Raw genomic sequence first — 20,182 nt, forward strand, 5'->3', positions numbered from 1 at the left:
GCCCCAGCCCCAGCCCCGGCAGCCGCCGCCGAGGACCCGAATGCGATCCGGGTGCTGTTGAGTCCGGAACTGGAAACCACCCTGGTCGCCCAGATGACGGGGCGCATTGCCCGTCTGCAAGCCCAGCTCGGCGCCCGGGTGGAAAAGGGTAAGCCGGTGGTGTCCTTCGACTGTAGCGAAGCCGCGGCGCGGCTGAACATGGCCCGGGCCGAATTTGCCGCGGCCAGGGAAAGTCTGGGCGCCAAGGAACGGCTGCGCAAGCTGGATGCGGCCGGGGACGTGGAAGTGTCGCTCGCCGCCGCCGAGGCCGACAAGTTCCGGGCGGCCATCGCGCTCTCCCAGGCGCAACTGGCCCAGTGCACGGTGGCCGCGCCGTTTGCCGGGCGGGTGGTGAAAATCTACGTCAAGCCGTACCAGGGCGTCAGCATCGGCACACCGCTGGTGGAAATGGTCAGCGACGGGCCGCTCAAGCTGCGTCTCAACGTGCCCTCGCGCTGGCTGCGGCAGTTGCGCGAAGGCACTCCCTTCGAGGTGACGATCAACGAAACCGGGCGGACCTACCCGGCCAAGGTGACGGCCATCAACGCCCGGGTGGACGCGGTGGCCCAGACTATCGAACTGGAAGCCCGCCTGGATGGGGCGCCGCCGGAACTGCTGGCGGGAATGAGTGGGATTGCGCGGTTCAAGATCAAGTGAAGGGCGGGGTGTCTTGGGTCCTCATGGTTGCAAAGTTATGGCGGCGTGCCGTGCTGACCGCGTGTTTTGTCGTTTGATTCCCGAAAGTTCCCCGTCATGCCCATGAAACTGTCCGCTTTGGCGGCCGAACTCGAATCCCGCGCCCGTGCCGCGGAAACCCTGGCGGAACTGGGCTTTTCCATGGCCAACGATAGTTACGCCGCCCTGCCGTTCCGCCAAGCGCTGGTGTTTGCCGCCGACGGCCGTCTGCTCACGGTTTCCGGCCTTGCCAAGGCGGGGGAGGATAGTCCCTACCTGCTCTGGCTGAAACGCGCCTGGCCTTGGGTGGCGGCGCATCTGCCGCATCCGCCGGAAGGGGGCGGCGGCTGGTTCGCGCCGGACGCGGCGACGCTGGCCGAGGCGCCCGAGGAGGTGGCCGAGGGCTGGCGCGAGTGGTGGCCGGCGGGGCTGTTTGACTTCAAAGCGCGGCAGGGTCAGTTGGGTGAAGGAGTCAAAAGCGAAATTATACCATTATATCAATGCGTTAGAATCGTTTTTTGGGGTGAGGACATGGATTCAGGGTCTTCTTTCAAATTGCCGTAGGTGGCCTGGGCCTTGCCACCGGTTTTTTCAATCTTTCCTTTCAGTTCCAGCTCGTCGTTACCGACCAGCTTGCCGGCGACTTCCTTGACTTTGCCGGTGGCTTCTTTAAGATGACCCTTGACTTGATCCTTGTTCATGGTTTGCTCCTGAGCGTGAGTTGATGGCGGGGGTCTGTGCCGAAAATGCAATCGACTACTGAGCCGAAGAGATTAGGTCCGCTGCATCCGGTGTTCGGTGCCCTGGCACCCATAGCGGAGTGATCCTGTAAATATTCGGGAGCCGACGGAGACGACAAGCGCTTGGCCCAATAATCGAGGGTTAAATCGAACCAGCGTGAGGGATAAACCATGGCAAGGCGGGTACGAAAAACGGCCTGGAGCCGATCCTTCCAGCGCGTGTTGAAGACAATGACGCGGACGGCAATGCGCGTCGGTACCAAGGCGGTCAAGGAGGGTTTGCGGGCCGCGCCGATGATGGTCCCGTCGGTATCCGGAAAAAAGGTGATGGGTAAAAAGGTCGCGGCCCCGTCGGCCAATTGGACGACGGGGATCGCCATCGGCACGGCCGGCCCTCGCCGTTATCGGCTGTACAAGCCGCCCGGCGTTCGGCGCAACGAGCGTCTCCCCTTGCTGGTCATGCTGCATGGCTGTCAGCAGGATGCCGATGCCCTGGCCGCCAGCAGCCGGATGAACAGGATCGCGGCCCGGGAGCGCTTTTTCGTGCTCTATCCCGAGCAGGATCGCCTGTCGAATGTGCAGGGCTGCTGGAATTGGTACGACACCCGATCGGGCCGGGCACAAGCCGAAACCCATTCGATCAATGCGGCCATCGAGCAGGTTTGCCTGTCGCAAGCGGTGGACCGCCAGCGGGTTGCCCTGGCGGGAATTTCCGCCGGGGCCGGCATGGCCGTGCTGCTGGCGACGCAGCATCCGGAGCGCTTTCGGGCCATCGCCATGCATTCGGGCATCGCACCGGGTGTTGCACATTCGTCGGCCAGCGCCCTCAAGGCCATGTTCGGACAAAGCGTGACAACGTCGCCGCTGCCGACAATTTCCTCCACGGTGAGGCTGCCTGCACTATTGGTCATTCATGGCGCGGCAGACCACGTGGTGGCGCCAGTGAATGGTGCTGAAGCAGCCGCGCGGTGGGGTGAGCGGGTTGGCGCTAAAGCGAGCAAACCCCGCCGGGTGCAGCGGGGCAATCGCTATGCCGCGACCATCACCGATTATCGAAAAAATGGTCGGCTGATCGCTACGCTTTGTGCCGTGGACCGCCTTGGCCATGCCTGGAGTGGTGGCGCTGCTGGACATTCTTATAGTGATCCCCAAGGCCCGGATGCCTCACGGATGATTTGGTCTTTCGTCGCCCGGCAATTTTCCCGAGGGGCTGACTAATTCTACTTTGTCAGATTACCCCCAAGCCATCGGAAGCCGTCATGCGTTAGAATGCAAGTCTATGTTTTAAATGAATTTAATGAGGCTTTTGATTACCATGTCGGCCTCAATATTCCAAACGCATCAACGAACTGGTCCGCTCGGCGCTTGCCCACTTTGACGACCACTTCCGCCCCTACCTGCCCTGTTTTCAACGTCGGACCCGCTCGGTTGAGGAGTCCGCCAAACGCTACCTGCATGGCCTGTTTCAGTGCGATCGGCGCAACATGGAGCAGATGGCCGAACCGGTGGCGGGCAGCCACTATCAGCGCCTGCACCACATGTTGAGCGAATCTAGCTGGTCACGTGCTGAGGTCAGGCAACAACTGATCGTCGATGCCAATAGCCAGTTCGGCCACAGCGCGGCCCTGGTTTTTGATGAATCCGCCTTTGCCAAGAAAGGCGAGAAGTCCGTTGGCGTGGCACGCCAATGGAACGGCCGTCTGGGCAAGACCGAGAACAGCCCGGTGGGCGTCTTCGCTGCCTTGGTGCGGGATCGCGCCTTGGTCGATGGTGAGCTGTTCGTGCCCGAGCACTGGTTTGATGACCCAGAACGCTGTCGGGAAGCGGGGATACCGCAGTCTCTGGAATTCCGAACCAAGGGTCAAATCGCCCTGGATTTGTTGTTGCGCCTGTGGCGCGAGGGGCTGCATTACAGCCATGTCGTATTCGACGCCGGTTATGGCCATCTGCCGTGGTTGTTGAACGAACTGGATGACGAGGGCGAGACTTTTCTTGCCGAGATTCATGCCGATCAGGGGATCTATCTGGAGAACCCGCTTGCCCTGATGTTTCTCGCCAAAGAGCGCCTGGCGCATCGCAAGATCACTGCCGGCATGCTCTCCTGCCACGACCTGATCGACATCCTGCGACACAAGCTGCCCAGGCCGGTATCAGCGTCGATCTCGCCTTGCGCCTGGAGGCGTGGCTCGACGGCCCGAGTGCGGAAAGCTGGCTGAAGGGCCAGATTGCTTATGATCGGTGGCAAGCCGGGCAACAGGGGCAAACGAAAGTGGCGGTCCGTCACGCGGCGACGGCCTGACCGAATCAACCTGAATCCGGCCGTTACCCCGTCGATGCAGCGCACTGAAAAAAGCCACGAAAAGCGGCTCGTACGATTTTTTTAACCAGCGCAGCATCCTGATCGCTGGGCGGGCCATGCTGGCGCGGCACGACGGGTATGAGCGCCGCGGAAGTGGCCGCCACCGGCACACGGCATCGGTCGAGACCACGAGTTGACAAGGGCTTGGAGGCTGAGTTTAATAACTGTTATTAGTCATCAGGAGAAACTGTGATGCCGACCAGTGTTGCTCTCAGCGCCCACTTCGAAACCTTCATCCGCCAGCAGGTCGACTCTGGCCGCTTCAACAACGCCAGCGAGGTAGTCCGGGCCGGACTACGCCTGCTTGAAGAGCGCGAAGCCGAACAAGCCGCCAAGCTGCAGGCCCTGCGCGCGGCGATGGCGGTGGGCCTGGCCAGCGGGCCGGGCATTCCTGCCGATGAGGTCTTTGATCGTCTGGAGGCGAAGTATCTCGCCATGGCTGAGCAAGAGGTGTGACGCGGCTGGAGTTTTTACCGCAGGCCGAGTCGGATCTTGAAACCATCGGTGACTACATCGCTCAAGACAATCCGCGCCGGGCGATGACTTTCGTCCGGGAGCTGCGCCGGCAGTGTCGCAAGATCACGGAAGCACCCCAAGCCTACCGGCCACGGCCGGAGCTCGGCAAAGGCCTGCGCTCATGCGCCTATGGCAACTACCTCGTGTTTTTCTTCGAGGAGCCTGGTCTGGTGCGGATCGTCCGGGTGCTGCATGGCGCGATGGACATCGAAGCACAGTTCGCTGAAAAAAATCGCTCCTGACGAAAAACCCACTTGAATCTCTGATCCTGAATCCGGCCGTTACCCCGTCGATGCGAGCGGCTCTGGCGGGTCCTGGCCGTGGGGCCCCAACGCACATGGATTCGACCGCCCGGCGTGTCCATCACCATGGCCTGCAGGGCCTGCGTCAGCACCGCTTCCTGATCTCAACAGACGGAAACAGGATCATTACATCAATGTGTTAGACATGTTCTGTGGTGTGAGGACAGGGATTCAGGTCTACCTCTTCGAAGGGCATCTTCGATACCTGGAAACGATTCGACGACGCTCCTCCACAGGCTCACCGATCGTATTATACTGTAAATCCTTACAGTATTTTAGCGCATCCATCTCATGCCTCTCGAACCCATGCTCCTGGCGGACCCCGAGCCTTTGCGTCTACCGCTTCCTCTCGCGGCGGTCAAAGTCTCGGCCGGATTTCCCTCGCCGGCCGCTGACTACGAGGACCGCCGGCTGGATCTCAACGAGTATCTGGTGCGAAATCCGGTGTCGACCTTCTTCTTTCCTGTGGCGGGGGACAGCATGGAGGGTGCGAGGATTTTCGACGGAGACGTGCTGGTGGTCGATCGGAGCGTCCGCCCTCGCGACGGAAGCGTCGTCGTGGCGTTTGTAGACGGCGAGCGTCTGGTCAAGCGCTTGCGCGTCCGGAACGGACAGGTCGCGCTCGTCGCCGAGAATCCGGCCTATCCGGCCATCGAAGCTCGTGAGGACGGAGAGATGTCCGTTTGGGGAGTGGTCGTCGGAGTGTTCAGGAGGATTCCGGCATGAGGCTCTTCGCCCTGGTCGACTGCAACAACTTCTACGCGTCCTGCGAGAAGCTCTTCGATCCTCGTCTGGCCGGAGTGCCGGTTGTGGTTCTGTCCAACAACGACGGGTGCGTCGTCGCGCGCAGCGCGGAAGCGAAGGAACTCGGGATCGCCATGGGAGCGCCGTGGTTCAAGATCAGGGCCGAGGCGGAGCGGGCCGGTGTTCGAGCGCTGTCCAGCAACTACGCTCTCTACGCCGACCTGTCCAACAGGGTCGTCGAGATTCTCAGGGGGTTTGCCCCGGGCATCGAGGTGTATTCGATAGACGAGTCGTTTCTCGACTTTTCCGGCTTCGACCTGCTGACCGATCCGGAGACGTTCGGCGCGGCCGTCAGAAGAAGGGTGGCGGAGTGGCTGGGACTCGCCGTCTGCGTCGGGTTTGGGCCGACCAAGACGCTGGCGAAGCTCGCCAACTTCTGCGCGAAGAAGGGGTTGGCCGGAACCGATGGTGTCTGCGTCATTCGACGTCCGGATTCGCCGGAACTTGACGAGCTTCTCGGCCGCATTCCTGTCGAGGAGGTCTGGGGCGTCGGGCGCAGGATAGCTCATCGCCTGACGCAGAAGGGAATCCGCTCTGCGCGGGATCTGCGCAACGCCGACCCTGCGATGATTCGTTCCAGGTTCTCCGTCGTGCTGGAGCGAACAGTGCGAGAACTCGCGGGGACGTCCTGTCTCGCTTTGGAGGAGGTGCTTCCGGACAAAAGACAAATCGCGGTCACGCGGTCCTTCGGCTCGCGCGTCCACAAGATCGGCGACCTCACTGACGCCATCGCGCATCACGCGAGCCGGGCTGCCGGGAAGCTTCGAGCGCAGAACTCCGTCGCCGCGCTGATTACGGTGTTCGCCAGAACGAGTCCGTTCTCCGACAAAGACCCGTGGTATTCCGGCTCGCTCGCGCTACCCTTGGGAGAGCATTCCTCGGACGAGAGAAGAATCGTCGGACTGGCCGCTCGTGGCGTCCGCGGAATCTATCGGCCGGGATTCGCCTACGCGAAGGCGGGCGTGGTGCTCTCGGAGATAGTGCCCGCCGATAAGGCTCCGGGAGACCTCTTCACGGACGACGAGGCTCGCGAGAGGGCCGTGCGACTCATGAGCGCGATGGACGCGATCAACGCCCGGTTCGGAAGAGGCGCGTTGCGCTCCGCGGCGGTTCGAGCGGCGAGCGGTCCATGGGTGATGAATCAAGGCAGTCTGTCGCCGGCCTACACGACGAGTTGGGAGGAGCTTCCCATCGCGCGGGCATTGTAATCTGGCCGTTGACATCCTCCCCGGCTGAAGGCTGGAGATTCCTGCGGCGAAGAGGCGCGGCACTGATCTGCTCATCAAGCCGCCTCTGATTCGCTTCGGTGGGTTCCTGCTGCTGGCGACATGACTGCATCGCTCACTTCACAGGCGAACCGGACGTGTCCCGCCCTTAGTACATTGATCGCGCCGACCACATCGGCGTTTTCCTCGAAGCCGCATTCGACGCAGCAAAATTGCGCCTGCGTCTGGCGATTCTCTGCCGACACAAGCCCGCAGGCCGGGCAGGTGCGGCTGGTGTTACGCGGTGGCACCAACATCAATACCAACAATTGATGTCGAAGGATGTACAGGTGGCTCCACCTCGCGCTCGGTCTGGATCGACACGAACCACTTGCCGCAGGCTTGGCTCACGGTGATGTTCTTCACCGTGCCGAGAACGGCTCTGCTGTTGCGGTAGCGCAGCCAGCCGAGCTTGGGCAGGAACAGGCGGCTGTTGGCCTGGTTGAGCTTGATCTGTTTCGGGTCGGGGTAGCGGAAGCTGTCGCCCTGTCCTTTTTTCTTGAAACGCGGGAAGTCGGCGCGTTTGGCGAAAAAGTTCGCGTAGGACATCTCCAGATCCTTGAGCGCCTGTTGCAGCGGATGCACGGGCGCATTGGCCAGCCATGGCGCGGTGCGCCCCGATGGCAGCGGCGCACCGTTTCGCCATGCTGTGAGTTCCTTGCACAGTCCGGCGTAGCCGAGCTTCTTTTCGCCATGCTCGTAGCGTTCCTTCTGCAACGCCAGCGCCTCATTGAACACGAACCGGCACGAGCCTTTGATGCGGCGCATGTGCCGTTCCTGCTGGCCGTCGGGCATCAGTTGATCCGTGCGCAAACCTGACCAGGCAAGCCCTGGGCATTACCACATCAAGTCATCCGGAATCTTGAAGTCGGCATAGGGATCATCGGCATCCACTGCGGTGCTGCTCTTTTGCACCCGCACCACGAGGGTGGGGTCACGTTCGGCGATCTTGTCCGCAATCACCCGGGGGATCAGTTCGATGTCGTCGTTCAGGCAGACGATCACGAGATTGCCGGCTATCAGTTCGGACTGAACCTGGGCTGACACATACAGCCGTTTGATCTTGTTGGCGTGGGTGAAGTGGTAGGCGATGTCGCCCGCACCCTTGCTCTGGCGGCTCTGCTGCACCATCTGGGCGATCTGCGCCAGGATCGCCTTTTCTCTGGCGGCAGCATCGCGCTGGGCATTGAGTTGCCGCACCCGCTCCGCGTTCTTGCGCTGGGTTTCGAGGGCGGCCAGGCGAATTTCATCCACACTTTGCGTGCCGGTCTGGCGCTCCTGCTTTTGTTGAATGCTTTTTTCCTGCTTGGCCTTGTTGACCTTTTTCTTGTCGATCAAGCCGGCTTTCAAAAACTGATCCTGCAAAGAAGCCATGAGGCTACTCCATCAATAAGGGCTGTTCCGGGCGGGGAAGGGGAGTAAGCATAGCAAAGCTGCCGGGAACCGCAATGACGGCTGACGGGTGCGGATCATGTGTGGATCATGTGCGCAGCGCAGACCCAGTTGCCTGGAAGTTCTGCCGGCAGTGGGGGCGGACGTCCCTTGGCCGAGGCAGAGCAACTGCCGCAGTAGCTGGAAGACGGGACGAACCGGAGCCGCTGGATTCCTGAGCGGCGGTTTCCGGGCAGGAAAGCCCATCCTCCTGCCCCGGAAACCCGGATAATGGCGGCCAATTCGTTTGGAACGCAGGGACTCCCGCATGGAAATCAAGGTCAATTTTCTCGACAAGCTTCGTCTCGAAGCCAGATTCGATGACTTCACGGTCATCGCCGATCAGCCCATCCGCTACAAGGGCGAAGGCTCGGCGCCGGGGCCGTTTGATTACTTTCTGGCTTCGTCGGCCCTGTGTGCGGCTTACTTCGTGAAGCTCTACTGCGACACGCGCCATATTCCGACCGAGCACATCCGCCTGTCGCAGAACAATATCGTCGATCCGGACAACCGCTACCAGCAGATTTTCAAGATCCAGGTCGAGTTGCCGGCGGATATTTCCGGGAAGGACCGGCAGGGCATTTTGCGTGCCATCGAGCGCTGTACCGTCAAGAAGGTGGTGCAGACCGGGCCGGAGTTCGTCATCGAGGCGGTCGGGAATCTCGACGCCGACGCGCAGGCCTTGCTGACGCTGCAGCCGGATGCGGCAGCGAGCACCTGTATCGCCGGCAAGGATCTGCCGCTGGAACAGACCATCGCCAACATGTCCGGCATTCTGGCTGGCTTGGGCATGAAGATCGAGATCGCGTCCTGGCGCAATCTGGTGCCCAACGTCTGGTCGCTGCATATCCGCGACGCCCATTCGCCGATGTGCTTTACCAATGGCAAGGGCGCCACCAAGGAAAGCGCGCTGGCCTCGGCCCTGGGCGAGTTCATCGAGCGTCTGAGTTGCAACCATTTTTACAACGACCAGTACTGGGGCGAGGAATTCGCCAACGCGCCCTTCGTGCATTATCCGGAGGAGCGCTGGTTCAAGCCGGGGCGCAGTGAAGACACCGAGGACGCGCTACCGGAGGGCCTGCTCGATGAATATTGCCTGGCCCTCTACAACCCGGATGGCGAACTGCGCGCCTCGCACCTCTATGACACCAATTCCGGCAATACCGGACGTGGCATCTGCGCGCTGCCCTATGTGCGCCAGTCGGACGGCGCAGTGGTTTATTTTCCGACCAACCTGATCGACAACCTCTTTCTCAGCAACGGCATGAGCGCCGGCAACACGCTGGCGGAGGCGCAAGTGCAGTGCCTGTCGGAAATTTTCGAGCGCGCCGTCAAGCGCGAAATCCTCGAAGGTGAAATCGCCCTGCCGGATGTACCGGCCGAGGTGCTGGCGAAATATCCCGGCATCCTGGCCGGTATTGCCGAACTGAAAAAGCAGGGTTTCCCGGTGCTGGTCAAGGACGCCTCGCTCGGCGGCCAGTTCCCGGTGATGTGCGTGACCCTGATGAACCCGCGCACCGGCGGCGTGTTCGCCTCCTTCGGCGCCCACCCCAGCCTGGAAGTGGCGCTCGAACGCAGCCTGACCGAACTGCTGCAGGGCCGCAGCTTTGAAGGCCTGAACGATCTGCCGCGGCCGACCTTCGAGCGCAACGCCGTCACCGAGCCGAACAACTTCGTCGAGCACTTCATCGACTCCAGCGGTGTCGTGTCGTGGCGATTCTTCAGCGCCAGGGCCGATTACGAATTCGTCGAGTGGGATTTCTCCGGCCACGGCGAAAATTCCAATGCCGATGAAGCCGCCACCCTGTCCGGCATCCTCGCCGACCTGGGCAAGGAGGTGTACATGGCGGTCTACGATCATCTGGGTGGCCGTTTCAAGGCGACGGCCTGCCGCATCCTGGTGCCGGGTTATTCGGAAATCTACCCGCTGGAGGACCTGATCTGGGACAACACCAACAAGGCGCTGGCCTTTCGCGCCGACATCCTGAACCTGCACCACCTGGACGATGCCGGCCTCGAAGCGCTGCGCCAACGCCTGGAAGACAGCGAGCTGGATGACTATACCGACATCATCTCCCTGATTGGTGTCGAGTTCGATGAGAACACCCCCTGGGGCCAGCTGACCATTCTGGAATTGAAGCTGCTGATCAACCTTGCCCTGCAGGATTTCGAGGCCGCCAAGGAACAGGTCGAGGCCTATCTGCAATACAACGAAAACACCGTCGAGCGCGGCCTGTTCTACCAGGCGCTCGATGTGGTGCTCGAAGTGCTGCTCGATGAGGAACTGGAACTGGCCGACTTTGAGCCCAACTTCCGCCGCATGTTCGGCAACGAGCGGATGGACGCGGTGCTAGGCTCGGTGGAGGGCAGCGTGCGCTTTTATGGCCTGACCCCGACCAGCATGAAACTCGAAGGCCTGGACCGCCACTTGCGCCTGATCGACAGCTACCGGAAGGCGCACACGGCGCGGGGCCGGGCGGCGGGATTGTCACGTTAGCGTTCCAGGGGGGATTCGAGGGGATTTGAGGGGATTCGCGCATCACGACATGTTCTGTCGCCGCCGCTGACTTCGTCATTGACTTTGTCATTGACTTTGTCATTCCGGGAGCGCCGGGTCCGGTGGCTCGTCGACTCAGCTCAATGCCTTATCCACCACCTCGAACACATCCCGTGACAGCCCCGGGTGTTGCCGCAGGCTTTCGAGGGCGGCTTGGGCGTGGGCCTGGCGCGTTGCGTCGAACTTTTTCCAGCGGTCGAAGCAGCGCGCGAGGCGGGAGGCTACCTGGGGATTTCTGGGGTCGAGTCGTTTGATCTGTTCGGCCAGGAAGCGGTAACCGGCGCCGTCGGCGCTGTGGAAGCGGACCAGATTGGTGCCGAAGGCGCGCAGCAGGGCATAGACCTTGTTCGGGTTGTTGAGCTCGAAGGCCGGGTGCTGGGTGAGTCGCCGCACGGTTTCCAGGGTATCCGGGCGGCGGCTGGTGGATTGGGCGGCCAGCCATTTGTCCACCACCAGGGCTTCTTTTTGCCAGCGCTGGTAGAACCCGGCCAGGGCCTGTTCGCGTTCCGGGCAGTGTTCGGCGTTGATGTTGGCGAGGGCGGCGAGGGCAGCGAACTGGTCGGTCATGTTGTCGGCCGTCTGGAACTGGGTCCAGGCGAGTTCGCGGCTGGCCGGAGTGTCCAGTTCGAGCAGATAGCCTAAGCAGAGGTTGCGCAGGGCGCGGCGCCCGGCTTCTGCCGCATTGGGGACGTAGGGGGCGCTGGGGGCCAGTTGGGTGTAAAGCTTGCTGAATTCCGGTTGCAGGGTTTGGGCCAGATGCAGGCGCAGGCCATTGCGGGCGGCATGGAGGGCGTCGGGATTCACCACGTCCAGGCTTTCGGCCAGGGTGCTTTCGCCGGGGAGGGTCAGGGCCTCGGCGACGAAGGCGGTGCCGCGTTCCGGGTACTGGGTCAGAAGATGCCGCGCCGCCGCCACGAAGCTCGCGGGCCAGACCGGGCTCTGGCCGGCCTCGATGCGGGCGGTGGCCTCCAGGATCAGCCGGGAGGCGAGGCGCTGGCCGGCTTCCCAGGCATTGAAAGGGTCGGATTCGTGAGCCAGGAGCAAGGTGAGGTCGGCATCGCGGTAGGGAAAGTCGAGGATCACCGGAGCGGAAAAATCCCGCAGCAAGGAGGGCAGGGGAGCGACGGGGACGGACTCGAAGGTGAAGCGCTGGCGGGCTTGGTCAAGCAGCAGGGTGCGGGCGGTATCCTGCAGTTCCTCGCCGTCGGGGGCGAACAGGACGGTGCGGATGGGAATCAGGTAAGGGGGCGCGTCCGGGGCCTTGGGGTTGGACTGGGTGAATTCCAGGGTGTAGCACTGGCGCTCGGCGTCGTAGTGGCCGCTGGCTGTGACATGGGGCGTGCCGGGGTATCGGTACCAGTTCATGAACTGGCCAAAGTCGGTGCCGGAGGTGTCGGCCATGGCGGCGACGAAATCCTCGCAGGTGACGGCCTGGCCGTCGTGGCGGCGGAAGTATTCGTCCAGGCCCTTTCTGAAGCCGTGGCGGCCGATCAGGGTCTGGATCATGCGCACCACTTCGGCGCCCTTCTCATAGACGGTGGCGGTATAGAAGTTGTTGATCTCGACATAGGACTCGGGCCGCACCGGATGGGCCATGGGGCCGGCATCCTCGGGGAACTGGGCGGCGCGCAGGCCACGCACCTCGCGGATGCGGGCCGTCTGGGGGTTGTGCAGGTCGGCGCCGAATTCCTGGTCGCGGAACACGGTGAGCCCTTCCTTCAGGGAAAGCTGGAACCAGTCCCGGCAGGTGACGCGGTTGCCGGTCCAGTTGTGGAAATATTCGTGCGCCACGACCCGGTCGATGTTCTCGAAATCGACATCGGTGGCGACGTCGGGCCGGGCCAGCACGTATTTGGTGTTGAAGATGTTGAGGCCCTTGTTTTCCATGGCGCCCATGTTGAAGTCGCCCACGGCGACGATCATGTAGTGGTCCAGGTCGCATTCCAGGCCAAAGCGCTGCTCGTCCCAGGCCATGGCTTTCTTCAGGGCCGCCATGGCGTGGGTGCATTGATCCAGCTTGCCCGGTTCGACATGGATGGCGAGCTGCACCGTGCGGCCGGAGGCGGTGGTAAAGCTGTCCTGGAGCACGTCCAGCTTGCCGGCCACCATGGCGAACAGGTAGCAGGGCTTCTTGAACGGGTCTTCCCAAGTGGCGAAATGGCGACCGCCTCTTTCGTCACCGCTGGCGACGGGGTTGCCGTTGGCGAGCAGCACCGGCAGGCGCGCCTTGTCGGCATGCAGGGTGACCGTGTACCGGGCCATCACGTCGGGCCGGTCCAGGAACCAGGTGATGCGGCGAAAGCCCTCGGCCTCGCACTGGGTGAAGTAGCCGTCTTTGGAACGATACAGGCCGGAAAGCTTGGTGTTGCCATCGGGGTGGATGCGCACCCGGGTTTCCAGGGTGAAGCGTTCGGGCAGGTCGGTGAGGATCAGTTTGCCAGGCGCGAAAGTGTGGGGATGGGGTTTGCCATCCACCTGCACGCTCAGGGTCTCCAGTTCATCCCCATCGAGTTCCAGGGCCGGGCTGCCGGCCGCAGCAGGGTTGCGGGCCAGGTTGATGCAGGCCGTGACCAGGGCGATGGTTTCGTCTGCCTGGGGCTGGAAATCCACATCCAGATCCAGGTTGTGCACCAGGTAGGCGGGCGGAGTGTAGTCGGCCAGGCGGATGGTCTGGGGGAGGCGCTGGTTCATGAGGCACATTCATTGGGGTCGTCGGACCTTGCATGATAACGGATACCCGGGCCGGCATCTTCCCCCTGGAGGCGCCGCGCGATATAAACATACCGAAACATACCGCCCGATTGCGGGCATGGCCTATCAACACGGCTTGCGCTCTGCCCGCTCTGCCCGCTCTGCCTTACCGCGCGGCTCACGGCGCCATCCCGTCGCCGCTACGCTCTTCATCGCCAGCATTCTGGCGCACGATGGACAGTTGCTTTAGCAACTCTGGCCACCAGCCCTGCACCGTCTCCACATGTGACGGCCAAGCGTGACGGCCAAGCCCGACAAAGTACTTTACTTCTACGTTCCCCACAAACTTGACAGCGGCGCTGCCCAGATTCCAGATCCCAAGGGCATCGTCTCGGTGCCGTCATACTTTCGCTCTGCGACAAAGGCAACAGCGACAGGGTTTCCATTCGGCCCGCGAGTGAGTCGGCCACGGTGGGTAGCGCCATCAAGTTGGCCGAACCGGTCAGCAGGAAACGGCCAGGGCGCCGGTCTTCGTCCACGCTTTTCTTGATGGCCAGTAGCAGCTGAGGCGCGCGCTGGATTTCATCGATCACGGCTCGATCCAGGCTGCGAATCATCCCGACCGGATCTTCCCGTGCCGACAGCAAGGTCAGCGCATCGTCCAGGGTCAGGTAGCGCAACCCCTGCTGTTCTGCGATTTGCCGTACCAGCGTTGTCTTACCGGCCTGACGCGGACCGGCCAACAACACGACCGGCGTGTCCAGCAGCGCTTCAGCAATGCGCTGTTCGATCCGACGCGGGAAAAGGGATGCCATATGAAAAAGGGATGCCATATTCATGCAAAAATAGTACCGTAAATCTCGGAAAGCAATAACGTAAATTCCGGAATCACTAGACGTAAATATCGGAATGAAAGCGCGTGAATCGCGGAGCGGATAGGCTTCACGTTCTCCAAACGCAAAATCCTCCCCGGAGGTGCCGCTCGATGCAGACAATCCGCCTGGTGCGGCCGCAGCCTGCCGACACGGTGCCCATGAAGGTCAATGGCGCCCTGCCACGATGAAGCCGTGACGAGCCAAGTCGAAGCGTGCTGCCGGGCGTTGAACCGGTACCTGGGCGTTGAACCAGTACCTGGGCGTTGAACCAGTACCTGGGCGAGCGCGCTCAATTTGAGCACCAGGATCGGCACGATGTCGGCGCGATGTCGGCGCTTTGCCTGGCAAGCGCCGCGGGGGGTCAAGGCTGAGATGAATTCTGGATGCGGGCGATCTGCCCGGGAATTTCCTGGGCCGGCAGGGGTTGACTGAAGTAGTAGCCCTGGATGCTGGTGCAACGCCGGGATTGCAGCCACAGGAACTGCTCCCGGGTTTCCACGCCTTCGGCCACGGTTTCCAGGCCCAGTTGCTGGGCCATGGCCAGGATGGTGCTGACGATGGCGGCGTCTTCGGCTTTTTCGGTCAGCTGGCGCACGAAGGACTGGTCGATTTTCAGTTTCTGTACCGGCAGGCGGCGCAGGTAGGCGAGGCTGGAGTAGCCGGTACCGAAGTCGTCGATGGAAAGCGAGATCCCCAGATCGCGCAGTTGATGTACGGTTTCCAGGGTTTCTTCCACGTCCTGGATCAGGATCGATTCGGTCAGCTCCAGTTCGAGGCGTTCGGGCGGGAGTTGCTGGCTTGTCAGGGCCTGGCGCACGCTATTGACGAGATCGCCGCGCTTGAACTGAACCGAGGAAAGGTTGACGGCGATGCGCAGATCGAGCCCCTGATCCTGCCAGAGGCGGGCCTGGCGGCAGGCTTCCTGCAGCGCCCAGGCGCCCAGGGGAACGATCAGGCCGCTTTCTTCCGCGAGGGGGATGAACTCGACAGGAGAGATGTAGCCCCGCTCCGGGTGGGGCCAGCGCAGCAAGGCTTCGACGCTGCGGACCTGGCCGGTTTCGCTCTGGACCAGAGGCTGGTAATGGAGCTGGAACTGGTGTTGGGCCAAGCTCTCGCGCAGGGCATTTTCGAGCTGCAGGCGGGCCAGGGCATCGGAGCTCATCTGGGCCCGGTAGAAGCGGAAGGTGTTGCGGCCGCTCTCCTTGGCCTGGCGCATGGCCGAGTCGGCGCGGGGCAGCAGTTCGGCGAAGTCGTGCCCATCATCCGGGTACAAGGCGATGCCCAGCGAGGCGGAAATCTGGATTTCCTGGTCTTTCTGCCAGAAAGGCTGGGTGAGTTCCTGCAGCAAGCGCTGGGCTTGCTGGCTGGTCTGGTCGATATTGGCCACCTCGCTGAGCAGGATGAGGAATTCATCGCCGCCCTGGCGGCTGAGCACATCGGCCTGGCCCAGCCCTTGCTGCAGGCGGCGGGCAATTTCGACCAGCAGGGCATCTCCGACCAGATGACCGAGGGAGTCGTTGATGGTCTTGAAACGGTCCACATTCAGGAGCAGCAAGGCAGCCCGGCGGCCCAGCCCGGCGGCCATGCTCAGGGCCTGGTCGATGCGGCTCTGGAACAGGAGACGGTTGGGCAGGCTGGTGAGGGGGTCGTGATTGGCGAGGTAGTCGATGCGGGATTCGGCTTCCTTGCGCTCGGTGAGGTCGGCAATGATGGTGACGTAATGGGTGGTCTTGCCCTGGCTGTCGATGACCGGGGAAATGCTCAGCCATTCCGGGTGGAGTTCCCCGGATTTGCGTTGGTTCCAGACTTCACCCTGCCAGCGCTCCCCGGCTCCCAGGCGACTGCACTGGATCCGCAGCCGGGTCTCCAGAAAGGCCGCCGGCCGGCCCAGGGTTTCCTCGGCGGTGAAGCCGGTGATCCTGGTGAAGGCCTGGTTGATCGAGTGCACCCGGAACTGGGCGTCGGTGATGGCGATGGCGTTGGGGCTGTCGTCATAAACGTGGGCGGCCAGCTTCAGCTCTTCCTCGGTACGCTTGATCCGGCTGATGTCGCTGATCATGGCGAAGGAGCCGGAGAAGCGTCCGTGTTCATCGAACAGCGGCGTAGCTGAAACCAGACACCAGAACATGTTGCCATTGCTGCGCAGAAAACGCCGCTCATAAACGGTGGCGGTGCCCTGGCGACGTAGATCCATCTGCTGCCGGTGGTTTTCCTCTTCCACGGCAGGGATGAAATCGTCCACCGACCGGCCCAGCATGCGCTCCAGCGGCAGCATCAGCATGTCGCAGGTGCGCTGGTTGGCGTAGCTCACGCGCAGTTCGGCATCGAAGATCCAGACGCCTTCCAGGGTGGTTTCGATGATGCGCCGAAAGCGGGCATCGGCGGCCTTGAGGGCCATGTCGAGGCGTTTTCGGCGCACGATCTGCCAGGCTTCGTTGGCGATGAAGCGGGCCAGGCGGTCATCATCCGCGTCATGCTCCCGGGGTTTTTCCCCCAGTTCGAGGCAGAGGCAGGGAGCGCCGTTTTCCTCGATCTCGATCCGGCAGGCCGGCGCGGCAGCCCCGAGCTGCAGGACCGATTGCGGTGCTTTCCCCTGTTCGGGGCAGACCAGAATCTGGCCACTCTTGCTCCCGGTCAGGTGCATCGCCTCGTGCAGGGCGCGGATCAGGGTCCCGGTTTCACTCAGGCCTGCCGCCTGGGCATGCAGCTTGAACAGCGAGTGGGCCAGGGCTTGCTCTCGCTCGGCCCGCTGCTGGGCCAGTTCTTCGGCGTTCAGCAAGGCATTCAAAGCCCGGCCCAGCATGCCGATTTCATCATCGACCTGAATGGGAATGCGCACCCCCTCATTGCCCCGGGCCCGCAGGGAGACGGCTTCGGCCATCATTTCCACCGGCGCAACCACATGGCGCTTGAGCAGTCGCCAGGTGGCCAGGGTGGCAATCAGCATGACCACGGCCATGGACAGCAGCAGGAACATCAGGTTGCGCCGCTGGCTGGCCAGGGCGGGGGCGGCATCGAGCACGACGGAAACCGCTGCCCGGATGGGCTGGCCGGTAGCCTGCTGGGTGGGGGTCAGGGAAATTTCTCCGACGAACTGCCAGGCGGGGGGCTCATCATGGTACTGTACCCGGCGTCCGCCTTCGTACAGCACCTGGCGCAGGGCCTTCAGTTCTTGTTCGTCTTCGGAAATGTCGTCCAGATTCCGACCCAGCCAGGCACGGTGGGTGCTGGCGATGATTTGGAGGGGGTGGGCCAGGGCGACGCTGATGCGCCTGATTTGCCGTTCGCCCCCCATGATGGTGACCTGGCGCTGCAGTTCCATGCGGTCGTGGGATACCTCCAGGGCGCCCTGAATGGCTTCGAGGATGGTCTGGGCCTGGTGCTGGATCTGCGCTTCCTGGTTGCGTTTATTTTGCAGTACCGAAATCAGGGTGACGCTCAGGAAGAATAGGCAGACCAGCGCCAGCAAGGGGACCAGCAGGACGTTGCGCAGGGTTTTCCGGGGCAGGGCGGGGGGCGTCATGATGCGCGGGCCTGGGTGACGATCCGGGGGGTGAGGCTGCAGCCGCCGGCCAGCAGGGTCAGGGCGGGCCGCACGGTGGCAAGAAAGTTGCGGCGCCTGAGGTGGGCGGTGGTGTGATCGCCAGACATTGGCGATGGCTCCCGGGAAGGTTGGACGGAGGGTGAAGGCTTCGAGAGCTTACAGCAAGTCTTGCAGGGTCCGGGGCATTTATGGCTCAACTTGGCCGATATGGCCGAAATGGCCGATATGGCTCAGCAGCCACTGGCTGGCGAGATGGGTGGTGGTTTCAAAATGCGGGGGGGCCGTGAATTCCCGGTCGGCATCGGGAATGATCTGGATCTTGCAATGCCGCCGGGCTTTTTCCTGGCAGCGCCGGCCCGAAGCCTGGCCATGGCTGTCCCCGGCGCCAAACAACAGCAGGGTCGGACATTCCAGGGTTTCCAGGTAGAACGCGCCGGCCTGATCCGGCAGTCCGCCCCGGCAGACCAGGGCGCTGACCTGGGCATCCCGCTGGGCACTGGCCCGCAGGGCAGCAGGCACGGCTTCGCCACTCGCCAGGATGCTGCAGGGCAGGGGGGCGAGCAGGGCTTCCCGGCGCAGCCAGGCCAGGCAATCGAGGATGCGCTGGGTGAGGAGCGGCACATTGTTCTGCAGATTGCCGTTCTGGGGGTCCCGGAAGCTGATGAGGTTGATGAGCAGGGTGGCGAAGCCCTGCTGTTCCTGGACTCGGGCCGCATATTCATGGCGGCAGCCGGGATGCACCCCGCCCGCCTGGGGCAGCAGCACCAGCCCCCGGGGCGCTTCCGGCAGCGCCAGGCTGGCGTAGAGGTGGGCGCGGCCGGAGACGATGCCGATTTCCTGGGGAATCACGAGAGGCGGATGGGAATGGGGGGAATGTTGTGTGAGTCGACATGCGCGGCAAAGCGGCCCGGTATCTTGAGGCCGCACTGCGGGCATGCGCCGGCGGGGGTGAGACGGTAACGCAGGATGCGGTGCCAGTCCCGCGCCACCAGCTCACTGCCGCAGCCGGGGCAGGCGGTAACGGCGCCGGCCGGGTCATGGACATTGCCGGTGTAGACATAATGGAGTCCGGCGGCCAGGGCCTGTTCCCGGGCCCGGGTGAGGGTGGCGGGCGGCGTGCCGGGGACATCCTGCATCCGGCCGGCGCCGTGGAAGGCGGTGAAATGCAGGGGCACATCCGGCCCCAGGTGTTCGGCCACCCAGGCACACAGGGCTTCGATTTCCGCCGGGTCGTCGTTGTGGCCGGGAATCAGCAGGGTGGTGAGTTCCAGCCAGCAGTCGGTTTCCTTGTGAATGTATTCGAGGATATCGAGCACCGGCTGCAGGTGGCCGGCGCAGAGCTTGTAATAGAAGTTGTCGCTGAAGGATTTCAGGTCGACATTGGCGGCGTCCATGGCGGTAAAGAATTCCCGCGCCGGTTCGGGGCGGATGTAGCCGGCGGTGACCGCCACGTTGAGGATGCCCGCTTCCCGGCAGGCCCGGGCCGTGTCCAGCACGTACTCGGCGGAAATCACCGGGTCGTTGTAGGTGTAGGCCACCGAGCGGGCCTGCCAGGCCAGGGCCGCATCGGCAATGGCGTCGGGGGAAGCGGGCAGCAGCTCTTCCTCCTGGGCCTTGGCGTGGGAAATTTCCCAGTTCTGGCAGAACTTGCAGGCGAGATTGCAGCCGGCGGTGCCGAAGGAGAGCACGCTGCTGCCCGGGTAAAAATGGTTCAGGGGTTTCTTTTCGATCGGGTCGAGGCAAAAGCCGGAGGAGCGGCCATAGACGGTCAGCACCATCTGCCCGCCCTGTATCCGGCGGGTGTAGCAGGCGCCGCGCTGGCCTTCATGCAGGCGACAATTCCGGGGGCAAAGATCGCACTGGATGTGGCCATCGGGCAGCGGGTGCCACCAGCGGGCGGGCGTATTCATGGTTGTTCCTTCCATTTCTTGACCTGATAGCGCCAAAAACGTAGTTCCGGGCTCCAGTGGCTGGGCGGCAGGCCGGCCTTGCGGCAGAGCTGGCCGAGAAAATCCTCCGGGTCCGGCAACTGTTCCCAGACCTGGGGCAGAAAAGTGGCCCGGCGGCTGCCTTCGGCCAGGATCAGGCCATCCTCGCCGGGGCGCAGCTGGGCGAGCAGGTCGGCCCTGTCCCGGCAGGCAATGGCCTGCGGCGCCGAGAGCAGGGAGACTTCGATGCGGATCTGCGGCCATTCGGCGACGCTCACCGGGGCAAAGCGGGGGTCCTCGAAGGCGGCGGCGCAGGCATTGTGAATCACATCCTCGGCCAGGGGGCGCCAGGCGGTGAGGCTGCCGATGCAGCCCCGCAGCTCGCCGTTCCGGGTCAGGGTGACGAAGCTTGCGCCCGGTTCCTGCAGGTTTTCCGGCAGGCGCGGCGGCGGCGCC

General features: G+C 63.0%; 20 protein-coding genes. 9 read left to right on the forward strand and 11 right to left on the reverse strand.

Going from position 1 to position 20,182, the window contains the following annotated elements; all coding sequences use genetic code 11:
- Both WBH99_RS07330 and WBH99_RS07335 read left to right on the forward strand, forming a co-directional pair.
- The coding region (locus WBH99_RS07330; RefSeq protein ID WP_424219449.1) for an efflux RND transporter periplasmic adaptor subunit at positions 1–696 on the forward strand (696 nt) is incomplete at its 5' end.
- A gap of 96 nt (positions 697–792) precedes the next feature.
- The gene (locus tag WBH99_RS07335) at positions 793–1,278 is read left to right on the forward strand and encodes a hypothetical protein (RefSeq protein WP_424219450.1); all 486 of its coding nucleotides are present in this window, start codon (positions 793–795) and stop codon (positions 1,276–1,278) included.
- Here the strand turns inward: WBH99_RS07335 and WBH99_RS07340 are convergent.
- Positions 1,212–1,415, reverse strand: coding sequence for a CsbD family protein (locus WBH99_RS07340; protein ID WP_424219451.1), 204 nt, complete (start codon positions 1,413–1,415; stop codon positions 1,212–1,214). The two genes, WBH99_RS07335 and WBH99_RS07340, sit on opposite strands and share 67 nt — an antisense overlap.
- Positions 1,416–1,625: 210 nt before the next feature.
- Here WBH99_RS07340 and WBH99_RS07345 point away from each other — a divergent pair, with 210 nt between their 5' ends.
- From WBH99_RS07345 to WBH99_RS07370, 6 genes are all read left to right on the forward strand, one after another.
- Entirely contained in the window at positions 1,626–2,672 is a 1,047-nt protein-coding gene (locus WBH99_RS07345) for an alpha/beta hydrolase family esterase (RefSeq protein WP_424219452.1), read from the forward strand.
- A 179-nt stretch (positions 2,673–2,851) separates the two neighbouring features.
- Complete coding sequence (locus tag WBH99_RS07350) at positions 2,852–3,670, forward strand: IS701 family transposase (RefSeq protein ID WP_424219467.1); 819 nt, start codon at positions 2,852–2,854, stop codon at positions 3,668–3,670.
- Between the two features lie 335 nt (positions 3,671–4,005).
- The gene (locus WBH99_RS07355) at positions 4,006–4,269 is read left to right on the forward strand and encodes a type II toxin-antitoxin system ParD family antitoxin (protein ID WP_424219453.1); all 264 of its coding nucleotides are present in this window, start codon (positions 4,006–4,008) and stop codon (positions 4,267–4,269) included.
- Positions 4,266–4,571, forward strand: a complete 306-nt coding sequence (locus tag WBH99_RS07360) for a type II toxin-antitoxin system RelE/ParE family toxin (RefSeq protein ID WP_424219454.1) — start codon at positions 4,266–4,268, stop codon at positions 4,569–4,571. The genes WBH99_RS07355 and WBH99_RS07360 overlap by 4 nt, the downstream gene beginning before the upstream one ends.
- Before the next feature lie 351 nt (positions 4,572–4,922).
- Positions 4,923–5,357: a LexA family protein gene (locus WBH99_RS07365; RefSeq protein ID WP_424219455.1), complete on the forward strand. Its 435-nt coding sequence runs from the start codon at positions 4,923–4,925 to the stop codon at positions 5,355–5,357.
- Entirely contained in the window at positions 5,354–6,643 is a 1,290-nt protein-coding gene (locus WBH99_RS07370; protein ID WP_424219456.1) for a Y-family DNA polymerase, read from the forward strand. The genes WBH99_RS07365 and WBH99_RS07370 overlap by 4 nt, the downstream gene beginning before the upstream one ends.
- Before the next feature lie 74 nt (positions 6,644–6,717).
- Here the strand turns inward: WBH99_RS07370 and WBH99_RS07375 are convergent, their stop codons facing one another.
- Genes WBH99_RS07375 through WBH99_RS07385 form a run of 3 tightly spaced genes read right to left on the reverse strand, consistent with a single transcriptional unit; the run spans position 6,718 to position 8,074 of the window.
- Positions 6,718–6,957: a zinc ribbon domain-containing protein gene (locus WBH99_RS07375; protein WP_424219468.1), complete on the reverse strand. Its 240-nt coding sequence runs from the start codon at positions 6,955–6,957 to the stop codon at positions 6,718–6,720.
- Complete coding sequence (locus WBH99_RS07380) at positions 6,938–7,495, reverse strand: RNA-guided endonuclease InsQ/TnpB family protein (RefSeq protein WP_424219457.1); 558 nt, start codon at positions 7,493–7,495, stop codon at positions 6,938–6,940. The genes WBH99_RS07375 and WBH99_RS07380 overlap by 20 nt, the downstream gene beginning before the upstream one ends.
- A gap of 42 nt (positions 7,496–7,537) precedes the next feature.
- Positions 7,538–8,074, reverse strand: coding sequence for a DUF2058 domain-containing protein (locus WBH99_RS07385; protein ID WP_424219458.1), 537 nt, complete (start codon positions 8,072–8,074; stop codon positions 7,538–7,540).
- A gap of 325 nt (positions 8,075–8,399) precedes the next feature.
- Between WBH99_RS07385 and WBH99_RS07390 the strand changes: the two genes are divergently transcribed.
- On the forward strand, positions 8,400–10,628 hold the full coding sequence (locus tag WBH99_RS07390) for an OsmC domain/YcaO domain-containing protein (RefSeq protein WP_424219459.1): 2,229 nt from the start codon (positions 8,400–8,402) through the stop codon (positions 10,626–10,628).
- Between the two features lie 135 nt (positions 10,629–10,763).
- Here the strand turns inward: WBH99_RS07390 and pepN are convergent, their stop codons facing one another.
- From pepN to amrA, 7 genes are all read right to left on the reverse strand, one after another.
- A complete protein-coding gene (gene pepN, locus WBH99_RS07395) occupies positions 10,764–13,379 on the reverse strand; it encodes an aminopeptidase N (protein ID WP_424219460.1) in 2,616 nt (871 codons plus the stop codon).
- Positions 13,380–13,588: 209 nt separating this feature from the next.
- Positions 13,589–14,374, reverse strand: coding sequence for an ATP-binding protein (locus tag WBH99_RS07400; protein WP_424219461.1), 786 nt, complete (start codon positions 14,372–14,374; stop codon positions 13,589–13,591).
- A gap of 241 nt (positions 14,375–14,615) precedes the next feature.
- Complete coding sequence (locus WBH99_RS07405; RefSeq protein WP_424219462.1) at positions 14,616–17,777, reverse strand: EAL domain-containing protein; 3,162 nt, start codon at positions 17,775–17,777, stop codon at positions 14,616–14,618.
- Positions 17,774–17,905: a hypothetical protein gene (locus tag WBH99_RS07410; RefSeq protein WP_424219463.1), complete on the reverse strand. Its 132-nt coding sequence runs from the start codon at positions 17,903–17,905 to the stop codon at positions 17,774–17,776. The genes WBH99_RS07405 and WBH99_RS07410 overlap by 4 nt, the downstream gene beginning before the upstream one ends.
- A gap of 79 nt (positions 17,906–17,984) precedes the next feature.
- Complete coding sequence (locus WBH99_RS07415; RefSeq protein ID WP_424219464.1) at positions 17,985–18,647, reverse strand: hypothetical protein; 663 nt, start codon at positions 18,645–18,647, stop codon at positions 17,985–17,987.
- Positions 18,644–19,708 (reverse strand): AmmeMemoRadiSam system radical SAM enzyme, encoded by a 1,065-nt coding sequence (gene amrS, locus WBH99_RS07420; protein ID WP_424219465.1) that lies wholly within the window; start codon positions 19,706–19,708, stop codon positions 18,644–18,646. Before amrS ends, WBH99_RS07415 begins: the two co-directional genes overlap by 4 nt.
- Positions 19,705–20,182 (reverse strand): AmmeMemoRadiSam system protein A (amrA, locus tag WBH99_RS07425; protein WP_424219466.1); only part of this gene is annotated, 478 nt, incomplete at its 5' end. The genes amrA and amrS, both read right to left, overlap by 4 nt.

The sequence above is a fragment of the Azovibrio sp. genome, from assembly GCF_049658005.1.
GTDB lineage: Bacteria > Pseudomonadota > Gammaproteobacteria > Burkholderiales > Rhodocyclaceae > Azovibrio.

What these genes read in the sequence shown, in the direction of transcription:
- WBH99_RS07335 (WP_424219450.1), top strand. Translation starts at nt 793, where the DNA reads ATGCCCATGAAACTGTCCGCTTTGGCGGCCGAACTCGAATCCCGCGCC.
- WBH99_RS07365 (WP_424219455.1), top strand. Translation starts at nt 4,923, where the DNA reads ATGCCTCTCGAACCCATGCTCCTGGCGGACCCCGAGCCTTTGCGTCTA.
- WBH99_RS07410 (WP_424219463.1), bottom strand. Translation starts at nt 17,905, where the DNA reads ATGTCTGGCGATCACACCACCGCCCACCTCAGGCGCCGCAACTTTCTT.
- WBH99_RS07355 (WP_424219453.1), top strand. Translation starts at nt 4,006, where the DNA reads ATGCCGACCAGTGTTGCTCTCAGCGCCCACTTCGAAACCTTCATCCGC.
- WBH99_RS07340 (WP_424219451.1), bottom strand. Translation starts at nt 1,415, where the DNA reads ATGAACAAGGATCAAGTCAAGGGTCATCTTAAAGAAGCCACCGGCAAA.
- pepN (WP_424219460.1), bottom strand. Translation starts at nt 13,379, where the DNA reads ATGAACCAGCGCCTCCCCCAGACCATCCGCCTGGCCGACTACACTCCG.
- WBH99_RS07375 (WP_424219468.1), bottom strand. Translation starts at nt 6,957, where the DNA reads ATGTTGGTGCCACCGCGTAACACCAGCCGCACCTGCCCGGCCTGCGGG.
- WBH99_RS07380 (WP_424219457.1), bottom strand. Translation starts at nt 7,495, where the DNA reads ATGCCCGACGGCCAGCAGGAACGGCACATGCGCCGCATCAAAGGCTCG.
- WBH99_RS07345 (WP_424219452.1), top strand. Translation starts at nt 1,626, where the DNA reads ATGGCAAGGCGGGTACGAAAAACGGCCTGGAGCCGATCCTTCCAGCGC.
- WBH99_RS07405 (WP_424219462.1), bottom strand. Translation starts at nt 17,777, where the DNA reads ATGACGCCCCCCGCCCTGCCCCGGAAAACCCTGCGCAACGTCCTGCTG.
- amrS (WP_424219465.1), bottom strand. Translation starts at nt 19,708, where the DNA reads ATGAATACGCCCGCCCGCTGGTGGCACCCGCTGCCCGATGGCCACATC.
- WBH99_RS07370 (WP_424219456.1), top strand. Translation starts at nt 5,354, where the DNA reads ATGAGGCTCTTCGCCCTGGTCGACTGCAACAACTTCTACGCGTCCTGC.
- WBH99_RS07385 (WP_424219458.1), bottom strand. Translation starts at nt 8,074, where the DNA reads ATGGCTTCTTTGCAGGATCAGTTTTTGAAAGCCGGCTTGATCGACAAG.
- WBH99_RS07390 (WP_424219459.1), top strand. Translation starts at nt 8,400, where the DNA reads ATGGAAATCAAGGTCAATTTTCTCGACAAGCTTCGTCTCGAAGCCAGA.